The 13,238-nt window shown below is 66.6% G+C and carries 15 protein-coding genes; 7 read left to right on the top strand and 8 right to left on the bottom strand.

The genetic code is table 11. The features are described 5' to 3' along the window. Positions 1 to 109: 109 nt before the first annotated feature. From HEQ16_06000 to HEQ16_05990, 3 genes are read left to right on the top strand one after another with little or no spacing between them, the layout of a single operon-like run. Positions 110 to 1,129, top strand: coding sequence for an ABC transporter substrate-binding protein (locus HEQ16_06000; protein MCO4053600.1), 1,020 nt, complete (start codon positions 110 to 112; stop codon positions 1,127 to 1,129). Further along, positions 1,126 to 1,938: an ABC transporter ATP-binding protein gene (locus HEQ16_05995; GenBank protein MCO4053599.1), complete on the top strand. Its 813-nt coding sequence runs from the start codon at positions 1,126 to 1,128 to the stop codon at positions 1,936 to 1,938. The genes HEQ16_06000 and HEQ16_05995 overlap by 4 nt, the downstream gene beginning before the upstream one ends. A gap of 5 nt (positions 1,939 to 1,943) precedes the next feature. Further along, entirely contained in the window at positions 1,944 to 2,831 is an 888-nt protein-coding gene (locus HEQ16_05990) for an ABC transporter permease (GenBank protein ID MCO4053598.1), read from the top strand. A gap of 153 nt (positions 2,832 to 2,984) precedes the next feature. Here HEQ16_05990 and HEQ16_05985 read toward each other — a convergent pair whose 3' ends face one another. Then, positions 2,985 to 4,070, bottom strand: a complete 1,086-nt coding sequence (locus tag HEQ16_05985) for a D-TA family PLP-dependent enzyme (GenBank protein ID MCO4053597.1) — start codon at positions 4,068 to 4,070, stop codon at positions 2,985 to 2,987. 69 nt (positions 4,071 to 4,139) lie between these two features. On the opposite strand from HEQ16_05985, the gene HEQ16_05980 reads away from it, so the two are divergent. Further along, positions 4,140 to 4,289 carry a hypothetical protein gene (locus HEQ16_05980; GenBank protein MCO4053596.1) on the top strand — a complete coding sequence of 50 codons (150 nt, stop codon included), beginning with the start codon at positions 4,140 to 4,142 and terminating at the stop codon, positions 4,287 to 4,289. A 29-nt stretch (positions 4,290 to 4,318) separates the two neighbouring features. On the opposite strand, the gene HEQ16_05975 is transcribed toward HEQ16_05980, so the two are convergent. The 7 genes from HEQ16_05975 to HEQ16_05945 all read right to left on the bottom strand — a co-directional run bounded on the left by HEQ16_05975 (position 4,319) and on the right by HEQ16_05945 (position 10,089). Next, complete coding sequence (locus HEQ16_05975) at positions 4,319 to 4,942, bottom strand: L,D-transpeptidase (protein ID MCO4053595.1); 624 nt, start codon at positions 4,940 to 4,942, stop codon at positions 4,319 to 4,321. Between the two features lie 59 nt (positions 4,943 to 5,001). Further along, positions 5,002 to 5,790 carry a hypothetical protein gene (locus tag HEQ16_05970; GenBank protein MCO4053594.1) on the bottom strand — a complete coding sequence of 263 codons (789 nt, stop codon included), beginning with the start codon at positions 5,788 to 5,790 and terminating at the stop codon, positions 5,002 to 5,004. A 136-nt stretch (positions 5,791 to 5,926) separates the two neighbouring features. Then, positions 5,927 to 6,064, bottom strand: a complete 138-nt coding sequence (locus HEQ16_05965) for a hypothetical protein (protein ID MCO4053593.1) — start codon at positions 6,062 to 6,064, stop codon at positions 5,927 to 5,929. 386 nt (positions 6,065 to 6,450) lie between these two features. Next, complete coding sequence (groL, locus tag HEQ16_05960; GenBank protein MCO4053592.1) at positions 6,451 to 8,094, bottom strand: chaperonin GroEL; 1,644 nt, start codon at positions 8,092 to 8,094, stop codon at positions 6,451 to 6,453. 56 nt (positions 8,095 to 8,150) lie between these two features. Continuing rightward, complete coding sequence (locus HEQ16_05955) at positions 8,151 to 8,438, bottom strand: co-chaperone GroES (protein ID MCO4053591.1); 288 nt, start codon at positions 8,436 to 8,438, stop codon at positions 8,151 to 8,153. A 158-nt stretch (positions 8,439 to 8,596) separates the two neighbouring features. Continuing rightward, positions 8,597 to 9,490, bottom strand: coding sequence for a DMT family transporter (locus HEQ16_05950; GenBank protein MCO4053590.1), 894 nt, complete (start codon positions 9,488 to 9,490; stop codon positions 8,597 to 8,599). Further along, positions 9,487 to 10,089: a GNAT family N-acetyltransferase gene (locus HEQ16_05945; GenBank protein MCO4053589.1), complete on the bottom strand. Its 603-nt coding sequence runs from the start codon at positions 10,087 to 10,089 to the stop codon at positions 9,487 to 9,489. The genes HEQ16_05950 and HEQ16_05945 overlap by 4 nt, the downstream gene beginning before the upstream one ends. A gap of 187 nt (positions 10,090 to 10,276) precedes the next feature. Between HEQ16_05945 and HEQ16_05940 the strand changes: the two genes are divergently transcribed. From HEQ16_05940 to HEQ16_05930, 3 genes are read left to right on the top strand one after another with little or no spacing between them, the layout of a single operon-like run. Then, positions 10,277 to 11,179, top strand: coding sequence for a glycosyltransferase (locus HEQ16_05940; GenBank protein ID MCO4053588.1), 903 nt, complete (start codon positions 10,277 to 10,279; stop codon positions 11,177 to 11,179). Positions 11,180 to 11,195: 16 nt separating this feature from the next. Then, the gene (locus HEQ16_05935) at positions 11,196 to 12,641 is read left to right on the top strand and encodes a lipopolysaccharide biosynthesis protein (protein MCO4053587.1); all 1,446 of its coding nucleotides are present in this window, start codon (positions 11,196 to 11,198) and stop codon (positions 12,639 to 12,641) included. Continuing rightward, positions 12,638 to 13,075, top strand: a complete 438-nt coding sequence (locus HEQ16_05930) for a hypothetical protein (protein ID MCO4053586.1) — start codon at positions 12,638 to 12,640, stop codon at positions 13,073 to 13,075. Before HEQ16_05935 ends, HEQ16_05930 begins: the two co-directional genes overlap by 4 nt. Positions 13,076 to 13,238 lie beyond the last annotated feature (163 nt).

The following is a 13,238-nucleotide window of genomic DNA, read 5'->3' as shown; positions in this document are numbered from 1 at the left end:
CATCCCATACGATCCATAATGGTGGCACAGCTATTGCTGGCAAATTCGGGCTCAACATCAGTCGGACGCGTCCGGTCCGACCCATCGAAGTGAGGTTCCTGCCATGACCATGTCGAAATACCGCATCGACCGCCGCGCCGCGCTGGGCCTCCTCGGAGGAGCCGGCGCATCGGTGCTCATCCCCGTCTCGGGCCGCGTCAACGCGCAGACGCTCGACAAGGTCAGCTATCAGACCAACTGGCGCGCCCAGGCCGAGCATGGCGGCTTCTATCATGCCGTCGCCTCCGGCATTTACCGGAAGCATGGCATCGACGCCGACATCCGCATGGGCGGCCCGCAGCAGAACCCCTCGCAGCTCCTCCTCGGCGGCCGCGTGGACATGATCATGTCCAACTCGTTCGAGGCGATCAATTACGTGCGCGAGGGCATTCCCTACATGTGCATCGCCTCGATCTTCCAGAAGGATCCGCAGGTGATCATCTCCCATCCGGGCGTGGGGCATGACGACCTCGCCTCGCTGAAGGGCAAGCCGATCCTGATCGGCGCCGCCGGTCGCACCAGCTACTGGCCGTTCCTCAAGGCCAAGTTCGGCTACACCGACGAGCAGGCCCGGCCCTACACCTTCAACATGGCGCCCTTCCTTGCAGACAAGCAGGTCTCACAGCAGGGCTTCCTGTCATCCGAGCCCTTCGCCATACAGAGCGCAGGCGTGAACCCGGTGGTGCACCTCATCGCCGACGCGGGCTTCGAGAACTACAACACCACGATCAACATCTCGAACAAGATGGCGGCCGAGAAGAAGGACCTCGTGCAGCGCTTCGTCACGGCGAGCCTCGAAGGCTGGGCCGAGTACATCAAGGGCGGGCCCGCGATCGAGGCTGCCAATGCGCTGATCAAGAAGGACAATCCGGACATGACAGACGACAAGATCGCCTATGCGATCAAGGTCATGAACGAGCGCGGCATCGTCCGCTCCGGCGACGCGCTCAGGCTCGGCGTCGGGGCCATGACAGATGCCCGGTGGAAGTCCTTCTACGACACAATGGCCGCTGCGGGCGCGTTCCCGACGGGCCTCGACATCAAGAAGGCCTACTCGCTCGAGTTCATCAACAAGGGCGTCGGCGCGTGAACGCGGCGCTCGACGTTACGGAAAACCGGGCCGTCGCCACGTCGCGCCCGCTCGTGTCGATCCGCGACGTCTCCAAGCAGTTCGCGAACGGCACCATCGCCGTTCGCGACGTCAATCTCGACCTGGCGCGCGGCGAGTTCGTCAGCCTCCTCGGCCCATCCGGCTGCGGGAAGTCGACGCTGCTGCGCATGATCTCGGGCCTGGGCGAGCCCTCACGCGGCACCATCGAATGGCCGACCTCCGCGCATGACGCCGAAGGTCACGCAGAGCCTGATCTCGGCTTCGTTTTCCAGGAGCCGACCCTGATGCCATGGGCCACGGCCCTCAAGAACGTGATGCTGCCGCTCACGCTCAAGGGCGTCGCCAGGCGCGAGGCCGAGGCCGCCGCGGCCGACATGCTCGCCCATGTCGGGCTCAAGGGCTTCGAGGGGTCCTACCCGCGCGAGCTGTCAGGCGGCATGAAGATGCGCGTGTCCATCGCGCGGGCGCTGGTGACCAGGCCGTCCATCCTGCTGATGGACGAGCCCTTCGCCGCTCTCGACGAAATCACGCGCCACAAGCTCAACGACGATCTGCTGAACCTGTGGTGGGAGCAGCGCTTCACCGCCGTCTTCGTGACCCACTCGGTGTTCGAGTCGGTGTATCTGTCGCAACGCATCGTCGTGATGGCGGCGAGGCCCGGCCGGGTGATGGCGGATCTCAACGTGGACGCGCCCCATCCGCGCGATGACCTCTTCCGCACCTCGGCGCACTATGCCGAGTTGTGCCGCGTCGCTTCGCAGAACCTCAAGAAGGCCATCGCCGGATGACCGACATGACAGCCTCAGGCAGCAACCTGGCCGCAACCGCAGGCGACAGCGGCACCGATGCCGAGAACAGGCCGATCTTCGTCGAGGAGCAGCGCATCCTCGGCATCGCCAGGAGCACCTGGCCCGGCATCCTCGCGCCTTTGATGATCGGCATCCTCGCGCTCGGCTTCTGGGAATGGATCGTCCACTACAAGTCCATCCCGCATTATGTGCTGCCCGGCCCCTGGCTCATCGCCAAGACGCTGGTGGCGGACTGGGGCACGCTATCGGGCTCGTTGTGGATCACGCTCAGGATCACGTTCGCGGCGCTGATCGCGGCTGTGACCGTGGGGGTGGCGCTCGCCATCATCTTCACCCAGTCGAAATGGCTGGAGATGAGCCTTTTCCCATATGCCGTGATCCTCCAGGTGACGCCTGTGGTCTCGATCGCGCCTCTCATCATCATCTGGGTCGGCGACATCAATCTCAGCCTGCTGATCTGCGCCTGGATCGTCGCCTTCTTCCCGATCCTGTCGAACACCATCATGGGCCTGAACTCGGCGGACCATAACCTCATCAACCTGTTCCAGCTCTACAAGGCCAATCGCTGGCAGGCGCTGCGCTATCTCAGGCTGCCGGCCGCCCTGCCCTACTTCCTCGGCGGGCTCAAGATATCGGGCGGGCTTGCGCTCATCGGCGCGGTGGTGGCCGAGTTCGTGGCCGGCTCGGGCGGCAATGCATCGGGCCTGGCCTACCGGATCCTCGAATCGGGCTATCAGCTGCGCATTCCGCGGATGTTTGCAGCATTGATCATGATCTCGGTGACCGGCATCGCGATCTTCCTGATGACCAGCTGGATCAGCCACGTGTTCCTGCGCAAATGGCACGAGAGCGCCATCAAGCGCGAAAATTGAAGAGTCGGCGCTCGCTTTGTCATTGCGAGCGCAGCGAGGCAATCCAGGGCGACGCTCTCCGCGCCAAAGGGGCTGGAAAGGCTGCGCTTAGCGGCTCATCATTGATGCCTGGCTGGATTGCCTCGCTGCGCTCGCCATGACCGGGGCGTTCGCTCAGCTCAGCCTGCCGCGCGCGGCGACCGCAATCTCGCCCACGATCTCCTCCCCGCGGATCGCCACATAGCGGTCCACCATGTTGCAGACGACACAGACATGGTTGGGGATGATGCGCACGATGTCGCCCACGCCGGGGCGCTCGTTGCAGGCGGCGAGGTCGAGGAAGCCATGCTCCTCGGCGAAGCGCGCGATCCGCGCCTGCGGATGCTCGATGATGTAGCCAAAGCCATCGAGCCCGCCGCCAGGGTCGGCGGTCAGGGTCTTCGAGCCTGAATCGAGGATGCCGCGCTCGGGCGCGGCGCGGCTGACCACAGTGGCGTAGACCTGGAGCGCGCAATCGGCCAGCGTGGCCTGGCCGCAGGCCATCATCATCCGGTCATTGAAGATGTAGGTGCCGGCGCGGTGTTCGGTGGCGCCTTTCAGCGAGCCCAGATTGGCCAGGTTCGGCGTGCCGCCCGTCGAGATGATCGCAGGGTCGAGCCCATCGGGCCGCAGCGCCGCCCTCACCTCATCCACGAAGCCTTGGGTCTGGAGCCAGCGGTCCTCAGGCGGATACATCAGCAGGCCGGCAAAGCGCAGATGAGGCGAGGCGGCAATCTGCCGGGCAAGCGCGATGGCCTCGCCGGGCGTCTCGACCCCTGCCCGCTTTCGGCCGGTGTCGCATTCGACCACGACCCCCAGAGGTTTTCCCGCCGCGGCCCCGGCCGCAGGCAGCCCCGCGATGGTGACCGGATTGTCGGCGGCGACCGTGACCTCGCAACGGCCCAGAAGCGCGCCGAGCCGCGCCACCTTGTCCTCGCCCAGGATGTTGTAGCTGATGAGGATGTCATCAAGCCCGCCATCCGCCATCACCTCGGCCTCGCCCAGCTTCTGGCAGGTGATGCCCCGCGCGCCGGCATCGCGCTGCATCGCGGCGATGAGCGGGCTCTTGTGCGTCTTGATGTGGGGCCGGTTGGCGACCCCGGCCGCAGCGCAGGCGGCCTGCAGCCGGGCGATGTTGCGCTCCACGATATCGAGGTCGATCACCACGGCCGGCGAGCCGAACTGGCGGATGAGATGGGTCTTGAAGGTATTGCTGATCATGTCGCCATCGAAGACCAGCCAGCCGCCCGGTTCAAGGGGCTGGCCGCGGTGAGGCCATGCCGGGGCGGCATGGCAAGCCACAGGCTTCGCCTTGCGCCCGGCACGCGAATGCCCGGCTTCTGCTCCGGTGGCGAGATCGCGCCGAATGGCGCATCGCGCACGCCGCAGCTTCACAACCAGACGATCACCGTGACGACGATGCACGAAATCGCGGCCTGAGACGAAAGGCGCGGCTCCGGCCGGGCCCCTCAGCTTTGGACGACCACGCGTGTGCCGACCCTGACGCGGCGCATCAGATCGGCGATGTCCTCGTTGAACATGCGGAAGCATCCGCCCGAGACGGCGCGGCCGATCGAGTCGGGCCGGTTCGTGCCATGGATTGCATAGTCGCCGCCCGACAAGGTCAGCGCGCCAATGCCCATCGGATTGTCCGGGGAGCCGCTGGGATAGACCGGCGCCGGGCCCGTGTTGCCACGACGCAGCGATTCAGGCGCTGTCCAGCCGGGCTGCAGATGCACCGCCGTGACGCTGGAAACGCCCGTCCACTGGTTCTGGGCGGCGCCGACAGCCACGGCGTAGCGCATGGCCTTGCCGTCAGGCTCGACGAAATACAGCGTCTGGCGCGACTGCGCGATGACGATGGTGCCAGGCTCCTCGGCGCCCTTGTAGGGGACGAGCGCGCCGCGGGAGGCGCCGATGCTCCTGGCCTGCATGCGCTGCCTGAGCAGCGCCGCAGGGAGGGTCGCGCCGGCGCTCGACGCCACCATGTGGCCGGTGGCGGGAAAGGCCCCTAGATCGCCGAGGCGGCTGGCGCTGCCCAGGCTGGCGAAATCTGCAGCGCCTCCCGTGCAGGCGCCCAGCGACACGGCCATCACAGCCGCCGCAGCGGCTCGATACGCAGAACCCGGCACTCCCAAATCCCAGCCCATGGTCATGCGCGGTTCAAGGCGCGCAGTTTCTCGATGTATTCCTTCGGAAACAGAAGCGAGTTGCTCGGCGGCGTCAGGCCCATATGGCGGGCGATGTCGCCGACGAAGGCGTTGCAGTTATAGAACACGGCGTGCCAGGCAGGCGAGCTGGCCTGCAGATGGCGCACAAAGGCCAGGAGCCCGTCATAGCGCTCCTTGCCCATGGTGATCCGGTAGCGCGCGGTGAAGTAGGTCTCCTCGGTGTCGCCATCGCTCGCGCCGGTTTCAGAAGGCACCGGCACGATGTGGCCAAGCATCCAGGGCAGGACGCTGTCGGTCGCCGGATGCAGCCCGACGATCTCCTGCGTGGCGATGGAGCCATCACGCCTGAGTTCTCCGATGGCTGCGAAGGCGTGGCCATAGCTGGCGGCATTGCGCGCGCGGAACTCGATGTAATGGGTCCTGATCGACACCGGTGCGCGGGTCGCGGCGGCAGGCGCGGCGCGGCTCGCCGTGCGGGTGCGGGCAGAGGACCGCGCCGGCGCGGACTTGTTCGCCACAGCATAGACGCCGGCCGGCAAAGGTTCGGCCGGGGCGATCGAAGCGAACCCGGCCTGCGGCGCAGCTTGCGCGATCGAGGCTTCGGCCGCCATCGGTCCGGCCATTGCGGGAGTGGCGAGCCCAAGGCCCTCGCATGGCCGGCCCGCCGCGAACGTCAGGGCGACGGCGCTGAGTGCGGCCAACCGCACGGCGCGACCGAGGCCGGCAAGGCACTTTGCTGAAGAAGGCAGGTGGAGCGGCAAATCCGTCATGAGTACCACCTCGTTGAGACGCGCTGGAGATCGCGGCGCGTGACGCGCCGATTCGACATTGAAAACCCAACAGCGCAGCGGAAAGCGGCGCTGTTGGGCTGTAGCAGGGAACTGAACGCGCCAGACGCGTCCGAGTTCAGCCGCGGACGGCGATCGGAGCAACCTGCGGCGCAACGACGGGCGACTTGCCCTTGCCGAGCGGCGCCTTGCCGGCGCAAGCACCGAGAGCGGCAGCGGTCAGAACGGCGGCGAGAATGACAGTGAACTTCTTCATGGAAGGACCCTTTTTTGAAGACAAAGATTGCGGGGTCAAACCCCGGAGTTGTTTGGACTCCACTAGCCGGCGAGTGGCAGTGCAATCATGAAACACCGCCAGGCAAAGACGGTTCCGCGCGCGTGCCGAAAGGGAAGCCGCACCGGCGCCGCTTTGTTGCCCGTTGCGTGGCGGAGCTTCGCCTTCACCGTGAGGCCATAGGCGGCGAAGCGATGCCGCAACAGCGCGGGGCGCCTCCCGGAAAGCAACAAAGCCGGCTTGCGCCGGCTTTGAAACGATTCGCAGAGGAGCGGTTGGCTGGACTTCAGACGTCCTTGCCGCGCAACAAAGCCGGCTTGCGCCGGCTTTGAACTCCCATGCCCGCGAAGGCAGGCGGATGGCTGTCCTCAGAAGTCCATGCCGCCCATGCCGCCGCCACCGGGGCCGCCCATGGGCATCGGCGAATCCTTCTTGGGGGCTTCGGCGATCATGGCTTCGGTGGTGATGAGCAGGCCCGCGATCGAGGCGGCGTCCTGGATGGCCGTGCGCACGACCTTGGTCGGGTCGATGATGCCGGCCTTCATCATGTCGACGTACTCGCCGGTCTGGGCATTGTAGCCAGCCGAGTAGTCCTTCGACTCCGCGAGCTTGCCGACGATGACGGCAGAGTCGTCGCCTGCGTTCTCGATGATCTGGCGAGCGGGGGTGGTCAGCGCCTTCTTGACGATGTCGATCCCGATCTTCTGATCCTCGTTGGCGGGCTTGAGCTTGCCGATGGAGCCAGCGGCGCGCAGCAGGGCCACGCCGCCGCCGGGCAGCACGCCTTCTTCCACCGCAGCGCGGGTGGCGTTCAGCGCGTCATCCACGCGGTCCTTCTTTTCCTTGACCTCGACCTCGGTCGAGCCGCCGACGCGGATCACCGCGACGCCGCCCGCCAGCTTGGCCAGACGCTCCTGGAGCTTCTCGCGGTCGTAGTCCGAGGAGGTTTCCTCGATCTGCGCCTTGATCTGCGAAACGCGGCCTTCAATGTCCTTCTTCTTGCCGGCGCCATCGACGATCGTGGTGTTTTCCTTCTCGATGCGCACCTTCTTGGCGCGGCCGAGCATGGCGAGCGTGACGGACTCAAGCTTGATGCCGAGGTCTTCGGCGATCATCTGGCCACCTGTCAGGATGGCGATGTCTTCAAGCATGGCCTTGCGGCGATCGCCGAAGCCCGGAGCCTTGACGGCCGCAACCTTGAGGCCGCCGCGCAGCTTGTTCACCACGAGGGTTGCGAGAGCTTCGCCCTCGATGTCCTCGGCGACGATCAGAAGCGGCTTGCCGGTCTGCACCACGGCTTCCAGCACCGGAAGCATGGCCTGGAGCGAAGACAGCTTCTTCTCGTGGATCAGGATGAAGGGGTCCTCGAGATCGGCGACCATCTTCTCGGCATTGGTGATGAAGTAGGGCGAGAGATAGCCGCGATCGAACTGCATGCCCTCGACGACGTCGAGTTCGGTTTCGGCGGTCTTGGCTTCCTCGACGGTGATGACACCCTCGTTGCCGACCTTCTGCATGGCTTCGGAGATCATCTTGCCGACCGAGGCGTCGCCATTGGCCGAGATGGTGCCGACCTGCGCGACTTCCGCGTTGGAGGTGACCTTCTTGGAGTTCTTCTTGAGGTCGGCGACGACGGCTTCCACAGCCATGTCGATGCCGCGCTTGAGGTCCATCGGGTTCATGCCGGCCGCGACGGCCTTGGAGCCTTCGCGGACGATGGCCTGCGCCAGCACGGTGGCGGTGGTGGTGCCGTCGCCGGCATGGTCGTTCTGACGGGACGCGACTTCGCGGACCATCTGGGCGCCCATGTTCTCGAACTTGTCGGCGAGCTCGATCTCCTTGGCGACGGTGACGCCGTCCTTGGTGATGCGGGGGGCGCCGAAGCTCTTCTCGATGACCACGTTGCGGCCCTTGGGGCCGAGGGTCACCTTGACGGCATTGGCAAGAATGTCGACGCCGCGCAGCATCTTGTCGCGCGCGTCAGACGAAAAACGAACGTCCTTGGCAGCCATGTGTCTACTCCTGTTGGACTTTGAAACGGAAAGGGGAATTCAGACGTCGTCCGGCTTCAGCCGACGATGCCCATGATGTCCGACTCCTTCATGATGAGGAGCTCCTGGCCATCGATCTTCACTTCGGTGCCCGACCATTTGCCGAACAGGACGCGGTCGCCCTTCTTGACATCGAGCGGAACGAGCTTGCCAGCTTCGTCGCGGGCGCCGGAACCGACTGCGATGATCTCGCCCTCCTGGGGCTTTTCCTTCGCCGTCTCCGGGATGATGATGCCGCCCTTGGTCTTCTCTTCGCTTTCGATGCGACGGACGACCACGCGGTCATGCAGCGGACGGAACTTCATGGATGTATTTCCTCTGCTCAACTGAACATTTGGGAGAGGGCCTTGCCGGCCCGGACCGTTAGCAGTCACATCGAGAGAGTGCTAACGGCTGGCGTTGAGATAGGCGTCGTGCCCTGCCCTGTCAAGAATTCCCGGATGAGGATATTGCGGCAGCGATATCAGCCCCGCTTGCGGCCCAGCGCCAGCGAGCCCGCCACGATCAGCGCCGAGCCCGCCACGGTGAAGAACGTCGGCACTTCGCCGAAAAACGTGAAGCCGATGATCGCCGCCCAGACCAGCGCCGTATATTCCGTCGGCGCCAGCCGGGAGGCGTTTGCGCGCGAGAAGGCGAAGGTCAGCACCAGATGACCTGCCACGCCCAGCAGGCCCGCCAGCGCGAACATGACGAGGTCGGCCGCATCGGGCTGCGACCAGGCCCAGAGCGCGAAGGGGGCCAGCAACAGCGCAGGGCCGATGTTCTGGAAGGCGACGATGGTGGCCGGGTGCTGGTTCACCGCCAGCCTGCGCAGCAGGATGATGTTGAAGGCATAGGCGAAGGCGGAAAACAGCGCCGCCGCCACGCCCAGCGTCGAGCCATCGACCCCCGCCTGAAGCTTGGGCCAGAGCATCACCGCCATGCCGCCGAAGCCGGCCAGAAGCGCAATGAGGATGCTCGGATCGAGCCGCTCGCGCAGGAGCACGACGCCGAGCACGGCGATGAAGACCGGGGCGAGGAAGGACAGGCCGATCGCTTCCGCCAGCGGCAGGAGGCTGATCGCGAAGAAGAAGGAGCCGGCCGTGACCACCACCAGCGGCACCCGCACGAGATTGGCCCGTATCTCCGGAGCGGTCGGCCGCGGCGGGCGCAGCCACAGCACCACACAAATGGCGATGGCGCCGCCCATGGCAAAGCGCAGGAACACCGAGACGATGACGGGATGGGCCAGCATCTGGCCCTTCACCACCGCATCCATTGCCGTCAGCAGGAACACGCCGAGCGTGGCCAGCAGCACAGGCGGCAGCGCGAGGCCGCGCGCCTTGATGCCGGTGAGAGCGGCGCCCAAACCCCTCATGGCCGGCGAGCCGGCGCCAGCAGCCACAGATGCTCGGTGGTGTCGGAGATGTCATGCAGGCGTCGCGTGGGCGGCTGGCGCACGAAGCCGAGCCTTGCATAGAAGCTGTGCGCGCGCGTGAAGCGCGAGTCCGTCCACAGCATCACGCCGTCAGACCCAGCCTCTCGCGCGGCGTCGAGAACCAACCCTGCCAGCCGCTGCGCGAGTCCCCTGCCGCGATGGGCGGAGGCGACGTAGAACTTGTGCAGCTCTGTGAAGCGACCGACGGCCATGGGCGCAGCCGCATCGGCTGGCGCGGCGCCAGCCTCGTGCGGGGCGAGCAAGGCCGGGGCAAGCAAGGCCGGGGCGAGCAAGGCCGGAGTGGCGCAGATGCAGCCGATGATCGCCCCTGCTCCATCCTCCGCGACATGCATGCGCGTGCCTCGCGCCGAGGCCCAACGGGCCGGCTCGCGCAACTCGGGAAACTCGTCCCAGGAGAACTGGCAGCCCGGATACTCGGCGAAGCAGGCCATGATGAGCGACGCCACGGCTTCGCCATCGCCATCGCGCACGGGGCGGATGGCCTGGCCGCTGGCATGGGGCGCATCGGGCAAGGACATGAGCCCGTGTAAGACTTCGGCGCGCCCGCGCCTAGCCTCCGCGGCAGGCGAAGGCGCGATGCAACGATGCGCGGGACGCAAGCCGCGGCAGTGGCTCGCGGTTTGCCAAACGCCGGGGTAACGGATTCTTTGGCGGGAACGGCTAGGATCACGCCAGATCGACTCCAAACCCGGACGGAAAGAGACGATGCGTATCGCCGTGATCCTTGCGACAGCAGGACGGCCCGAGGTCGTAGCCCGCGCGGTGGAAGGGCTGGCGCATCAGAGCGAGCCGGCCGAGCGGCTGATCGTGGTCGGCGCCGCGCCAGAAGATGTGGAGCGCGTGCCGGCAGAGGCTGCGGGGCGGCCCGTCGAGGTGGCCATTGCGGGGCGCGGGCTCACCATCCAGCGCAATCACGGCATCGAGATGGTCAAGGAGGATGTCGACCTGATCGTGTTCTTCGATGACGACTTCGCGCCCTCCCGCTTCTGGCTGGCGCAGGCGCGCCGGTTGATGATGGCGGATGGCTCGGTCAACGCCTTCACCGGCCGCATCCTGGCCGACGGAATTCATGGGCCGGGCCTGGGCTGGGAGACAGCGGAAGCCATCGTGGCCAAGGAGGACGCCGCGGCGCTGGCATTGCTCGCCGGAGGCCGAAGCCTGCCCCACGCCAACGCGGGCGACGTGCCGAGCTATGGCTGCAACATGGGCTTCCGCATGAGTGCGATCGGCGATCAGCGCTTCGACGAGCGGCTGAAGCTCTATGGCTGGCAGGAGGACACAGACTTCAGCGCACGCGCCCGCGGGACGGGCAAGCGGGTGCGCTTCGATGAGCTCTGGGGGGTGCATCTGGGAGTGAAGAGCGGGCGCTCGCCGGGGATCAAGCTTGGCTATGCGCAGGTCGTCAACGTCGTCTACCTGATGCGCAAGGGCACCATGACGCCGGGCCATGCACTGCCGCTGCTGGCGCGCAACCTTGTGGCCAATCTGGTCAAATCGCTGCGCCCCGAGCCCGAGGTGGACCGAAAGGGCCGGCTCAAGGGCAATCTGCGCGGGCTGTTCGACGTGCTCACGGGCCGCGCCGCGCCCGAGCGCGTCGGAACCCTCTGAGCGGTTCGGGCGCGCCATGCTTCTTGCCGGCACCTTCGCGGTCAATTCCGCGCTCAACTTCGTGCTGGGCCTGCTTGTCGCCAAGTTCCTGGGGCCGGAGCAGTTCGGGCTTTATGCTCTCGGAGCCGCCCTGCTGGTCCTTGTGAACGCGGCGGGCATCGACTGGCTCAAGCTGTCCGCCATCCGCTTCTACACCAACGGCAAACGCGACAGCGAGCCGCAGGTCCGCGCCACGCTCGATGCACTGGCGGCGTTGTGCACGCTGGGCATGATCGCCCTGCTGCTGGCGGCGCTGGCGGCCGGCATCGACCCCAGGCTGCCTGCGGCGCTGACTATGGCGGCCGTCACCGCCGGGGTTCTGGGCGGGCTTTTCGACTATCACCAGGCGGTCGCGCGGGCGCGGCAGGCGGATGCCGCCTATCTGCGCATGGTCATCATCAAGAACATCCTCGCCCTGATCCTGATGGCCGGCGGGGCATGGTGGACGCACAATCCGTCGCTGGTGCTTGCCGGTTCGGCGCTGAGCTCGCTCGCAGGCGTGCTCGCGGTGCGCCGCGCCCTGTCCGACGGGCCTTTGCGCCTGGGCCTGATCGACCGGTCGCAGACCATCATGTTCGCCACCTACGCTTTTCCGCTGGTGGCGGGCAATGTGCTGCTCTCCACGATTCCGCTGCTCAACCGCGCCTACATGGCCAGCGCGCACGGGCTTGCGGAAGCCGGTTACCTCGCGCTTGCGGCCGATATCGGCTTCAAGGTGCTCGCCACGATCGGGGCCACGGTCGAGATCATGCTGCTGCCGCTGGCTGTGAAGGCGCTCGAACGCGACGGGCTGGACGCCGCCCATGACCGCATCGCGCGCAACATGGTCATCGTGCTCGCGGTCATGCTGCCTGTGGCCGGCGGCTTCCTCGCCGTGCTTCCCGCTTTTGAGGCGCTCATCGTGCCTCAGGCCTTCCACGGGCATTTCAGCGGCTATCTGTGGCTGCTCATGCCGGCCTTCGTGGCCTTGCCGCTCATGCAAGTTGGGTTCAATGCGGTGTTCCTGATGAGCCGGCGCACGCTCGTCTCGGCATTCGCCTGCCTGATGGCGGTGGTGCTCAACCTGGCCATGCTCGGGCTCATCTGGGCGGGCATGGGCGCAGCCTTCGGGCCGGCGGCGGTGGCGCTGGCCATGTCCGCTGCCTTTGTCTGCTGCGCGCTTCTGGTCGGCATCGGCGCCATGCGCCATCGCCGCGCACGCCCCCCGGCGCGCGAACTGGTGGTGATCGGCATCGCGCTGGGCTTGATGCTCATCGGCATCTGGCCCTTGCGCGAACTCCAGCCCGCCTCGCTGGCGCTGACCGCGCAGCTCGCGCTCGGCGGCGTCATCTATCTCGCCATCATGCTGGCCGGCAATGTCGCCGGTTGCCGTGCGGGCCTCCTGGCCTATCTTGTCAGACGCAAGCCGAGGGAAGCCGCATGACGTTCGCATCGCCCCGCATCGCCCTGATGGCGGCCATCATCGCCATGGCGGGTCTGGCCGCAACCGCACCGGCGCAGGCGCAGAGCGCCGAGCAGATGGTGGGGCGCTGGGGCCTGGCCTCCTATTTCCGCGAGGCCGACGCGGCCAAGGTCACGGCCGCAGCGCGTGGCGCGTGCAGCGCGCCCTACATCATCGCCCGCGGGCCCAATGGCGGCGTGCTGCTCAACCAGCCCGACGATCCCGGCAAGAGCGAGCATGTCATCAAGCAGGGCTGGGGCGGAACCACCTATGTCGGCCCGGAAGGGGAAGCCGGCGGCGCCAGGGATCGCGCCTTCCTGGCCTTCGAGCCCGGCCGCTTCGTGCTGCGCTGGGTGGATCCCACCGTTGCCAACCGCTACGGCGTGATGGTCTTCATGCGCTGCGGCGGGCGCTGAAAGCCGGCTTTCGACCTCATTAACCGCGTTTGTCGGCCTCGGGGTAACCATACCGAAGGGAAAACGCGCGTGGTGAATCCTCAACCACGTCAACACCCGATCCATTTACCCGGCATTGAGCGGCGGGGCGCAGCGTGGCGTGACCCTGGCCCTTCCGGCCAGG

The organism is Bosea sp. (in: a-proteobacteria) (genome assembly GCA_023910605.1).
Taxonomy (GTDB): domain Bacteria; phylum Pseudomonadota; class Alphaproteobacteria; order Rhizobiales; family Beijerinckiaceae; genus Allobosea.
The sequence above is the reverse complement of the archived record's forward strand: the minus strand, read 5'-3'. Positions and strand labels throughout refer to the sequence as shown.

Excerpts from the sequence above, each read along its gene's own strand:
- HEQ16_06000 (MCO4053600.1), top strand. The coding sequence starts at position 110 with ATGTCGAAATACCGCATCGACCGCCGCGCCGCGCTGGGCCTCCTCGGA.
- HEQ16_05990 (MCO4053598.1), top strand. The coding sequence starts at position 1,944 with ATGACAGCCTCAGGCAGCAACCTGGCCGCAACCGCAGGCGACAGCGGC.
- HEQ16_05985 (MCO4053597.1), bottom strand. The coding sequence starts at position 4,070 with ATGATCAGCAATACCTTCAAGACCCATCTCATCCGCCAGTTCGGCTCG.
- HEQ16_05980 (MCO4053596.1), top strand. The coding sequence starts at position 4,140 with ATGGCAAGCCACAGGCTTCGCCTTGCGCCCGGCACGCGAATGCCCGGC.
- HEQ16_05975 (MCO4053595.1), bottom strand. The coding sequence starts at position 4,942 with ATGGCCGTGTCGCTGGGCGCCTGCACGGGAGGCGCTGCAGATTTCGCC.
- HEQ16_05970 (MCO4053594.1), bottom strand. The coding sequence starts at position 5,790 with ATGACGGATTTGCCGCTCCACCTGCCTTCTTCAGCAAAGTGCCTTGCC.
- HEQ16_05965 (MCO4053593.1), bottom strand. The coding sequence starts at position 6,064 with ATGAAGAAGTTCACTGTCATTCTCGCCGCCGTTCTGACCGCTGCCGCT.
- groL (MCO4053592.1), bottom strand. The coding sequence starts at position 8,094 with ATGGCTGCCAAGGACGTTCGTTTTTCGTCTGACGCGCGCGACAAGATG.
- HEQ16_05955 (MCO4053591.1), bottom strand. The coding sequence starts at position 8,438 with ATGAAGTTCCGTCCGCTGCATGACCGCGTGGTCGTCCGTCGCATCGAA.
- HEQ16_05950 (MCO4053590.1), bottom strand. The coding sequence starts at position 9,490 with ATGAGGGGTTTGGGCGCCGCTCTCACCGGCATCAAGGCGCGCGGCCTC.
- HEQ16_05945 (MCO4053589.1), bottom strand. The coding sequence starts at position 10,089 with ATGTCCTTGCCCGATGCGCCCCATGCCAGCGGCCAGGCCATCCGCCCC.
- HEQ16_05940 (MCO4053588.1), top strand. The coding sequence starts at position 10,277 with ATGCGTATCGCCGTGATCCTTGCGACAGCAGGACGGCCCGAGGTCGTA.
- HEQ16_05935 (MCO4053587.1), top strand. The coding sequence starts at position 11,196 with ATGCTTCTTGCCGGCACCTTCGCGGTCAATTCCGCGCTCAACTTCGTG.
- HEQ16_05930 (MCO4053586.1), top strand. The coding sequence starts at position 12,638 with ATGACGTTCGCATCGCCCCGCATCGCCCTGATGGCGGCCATCATCGCC.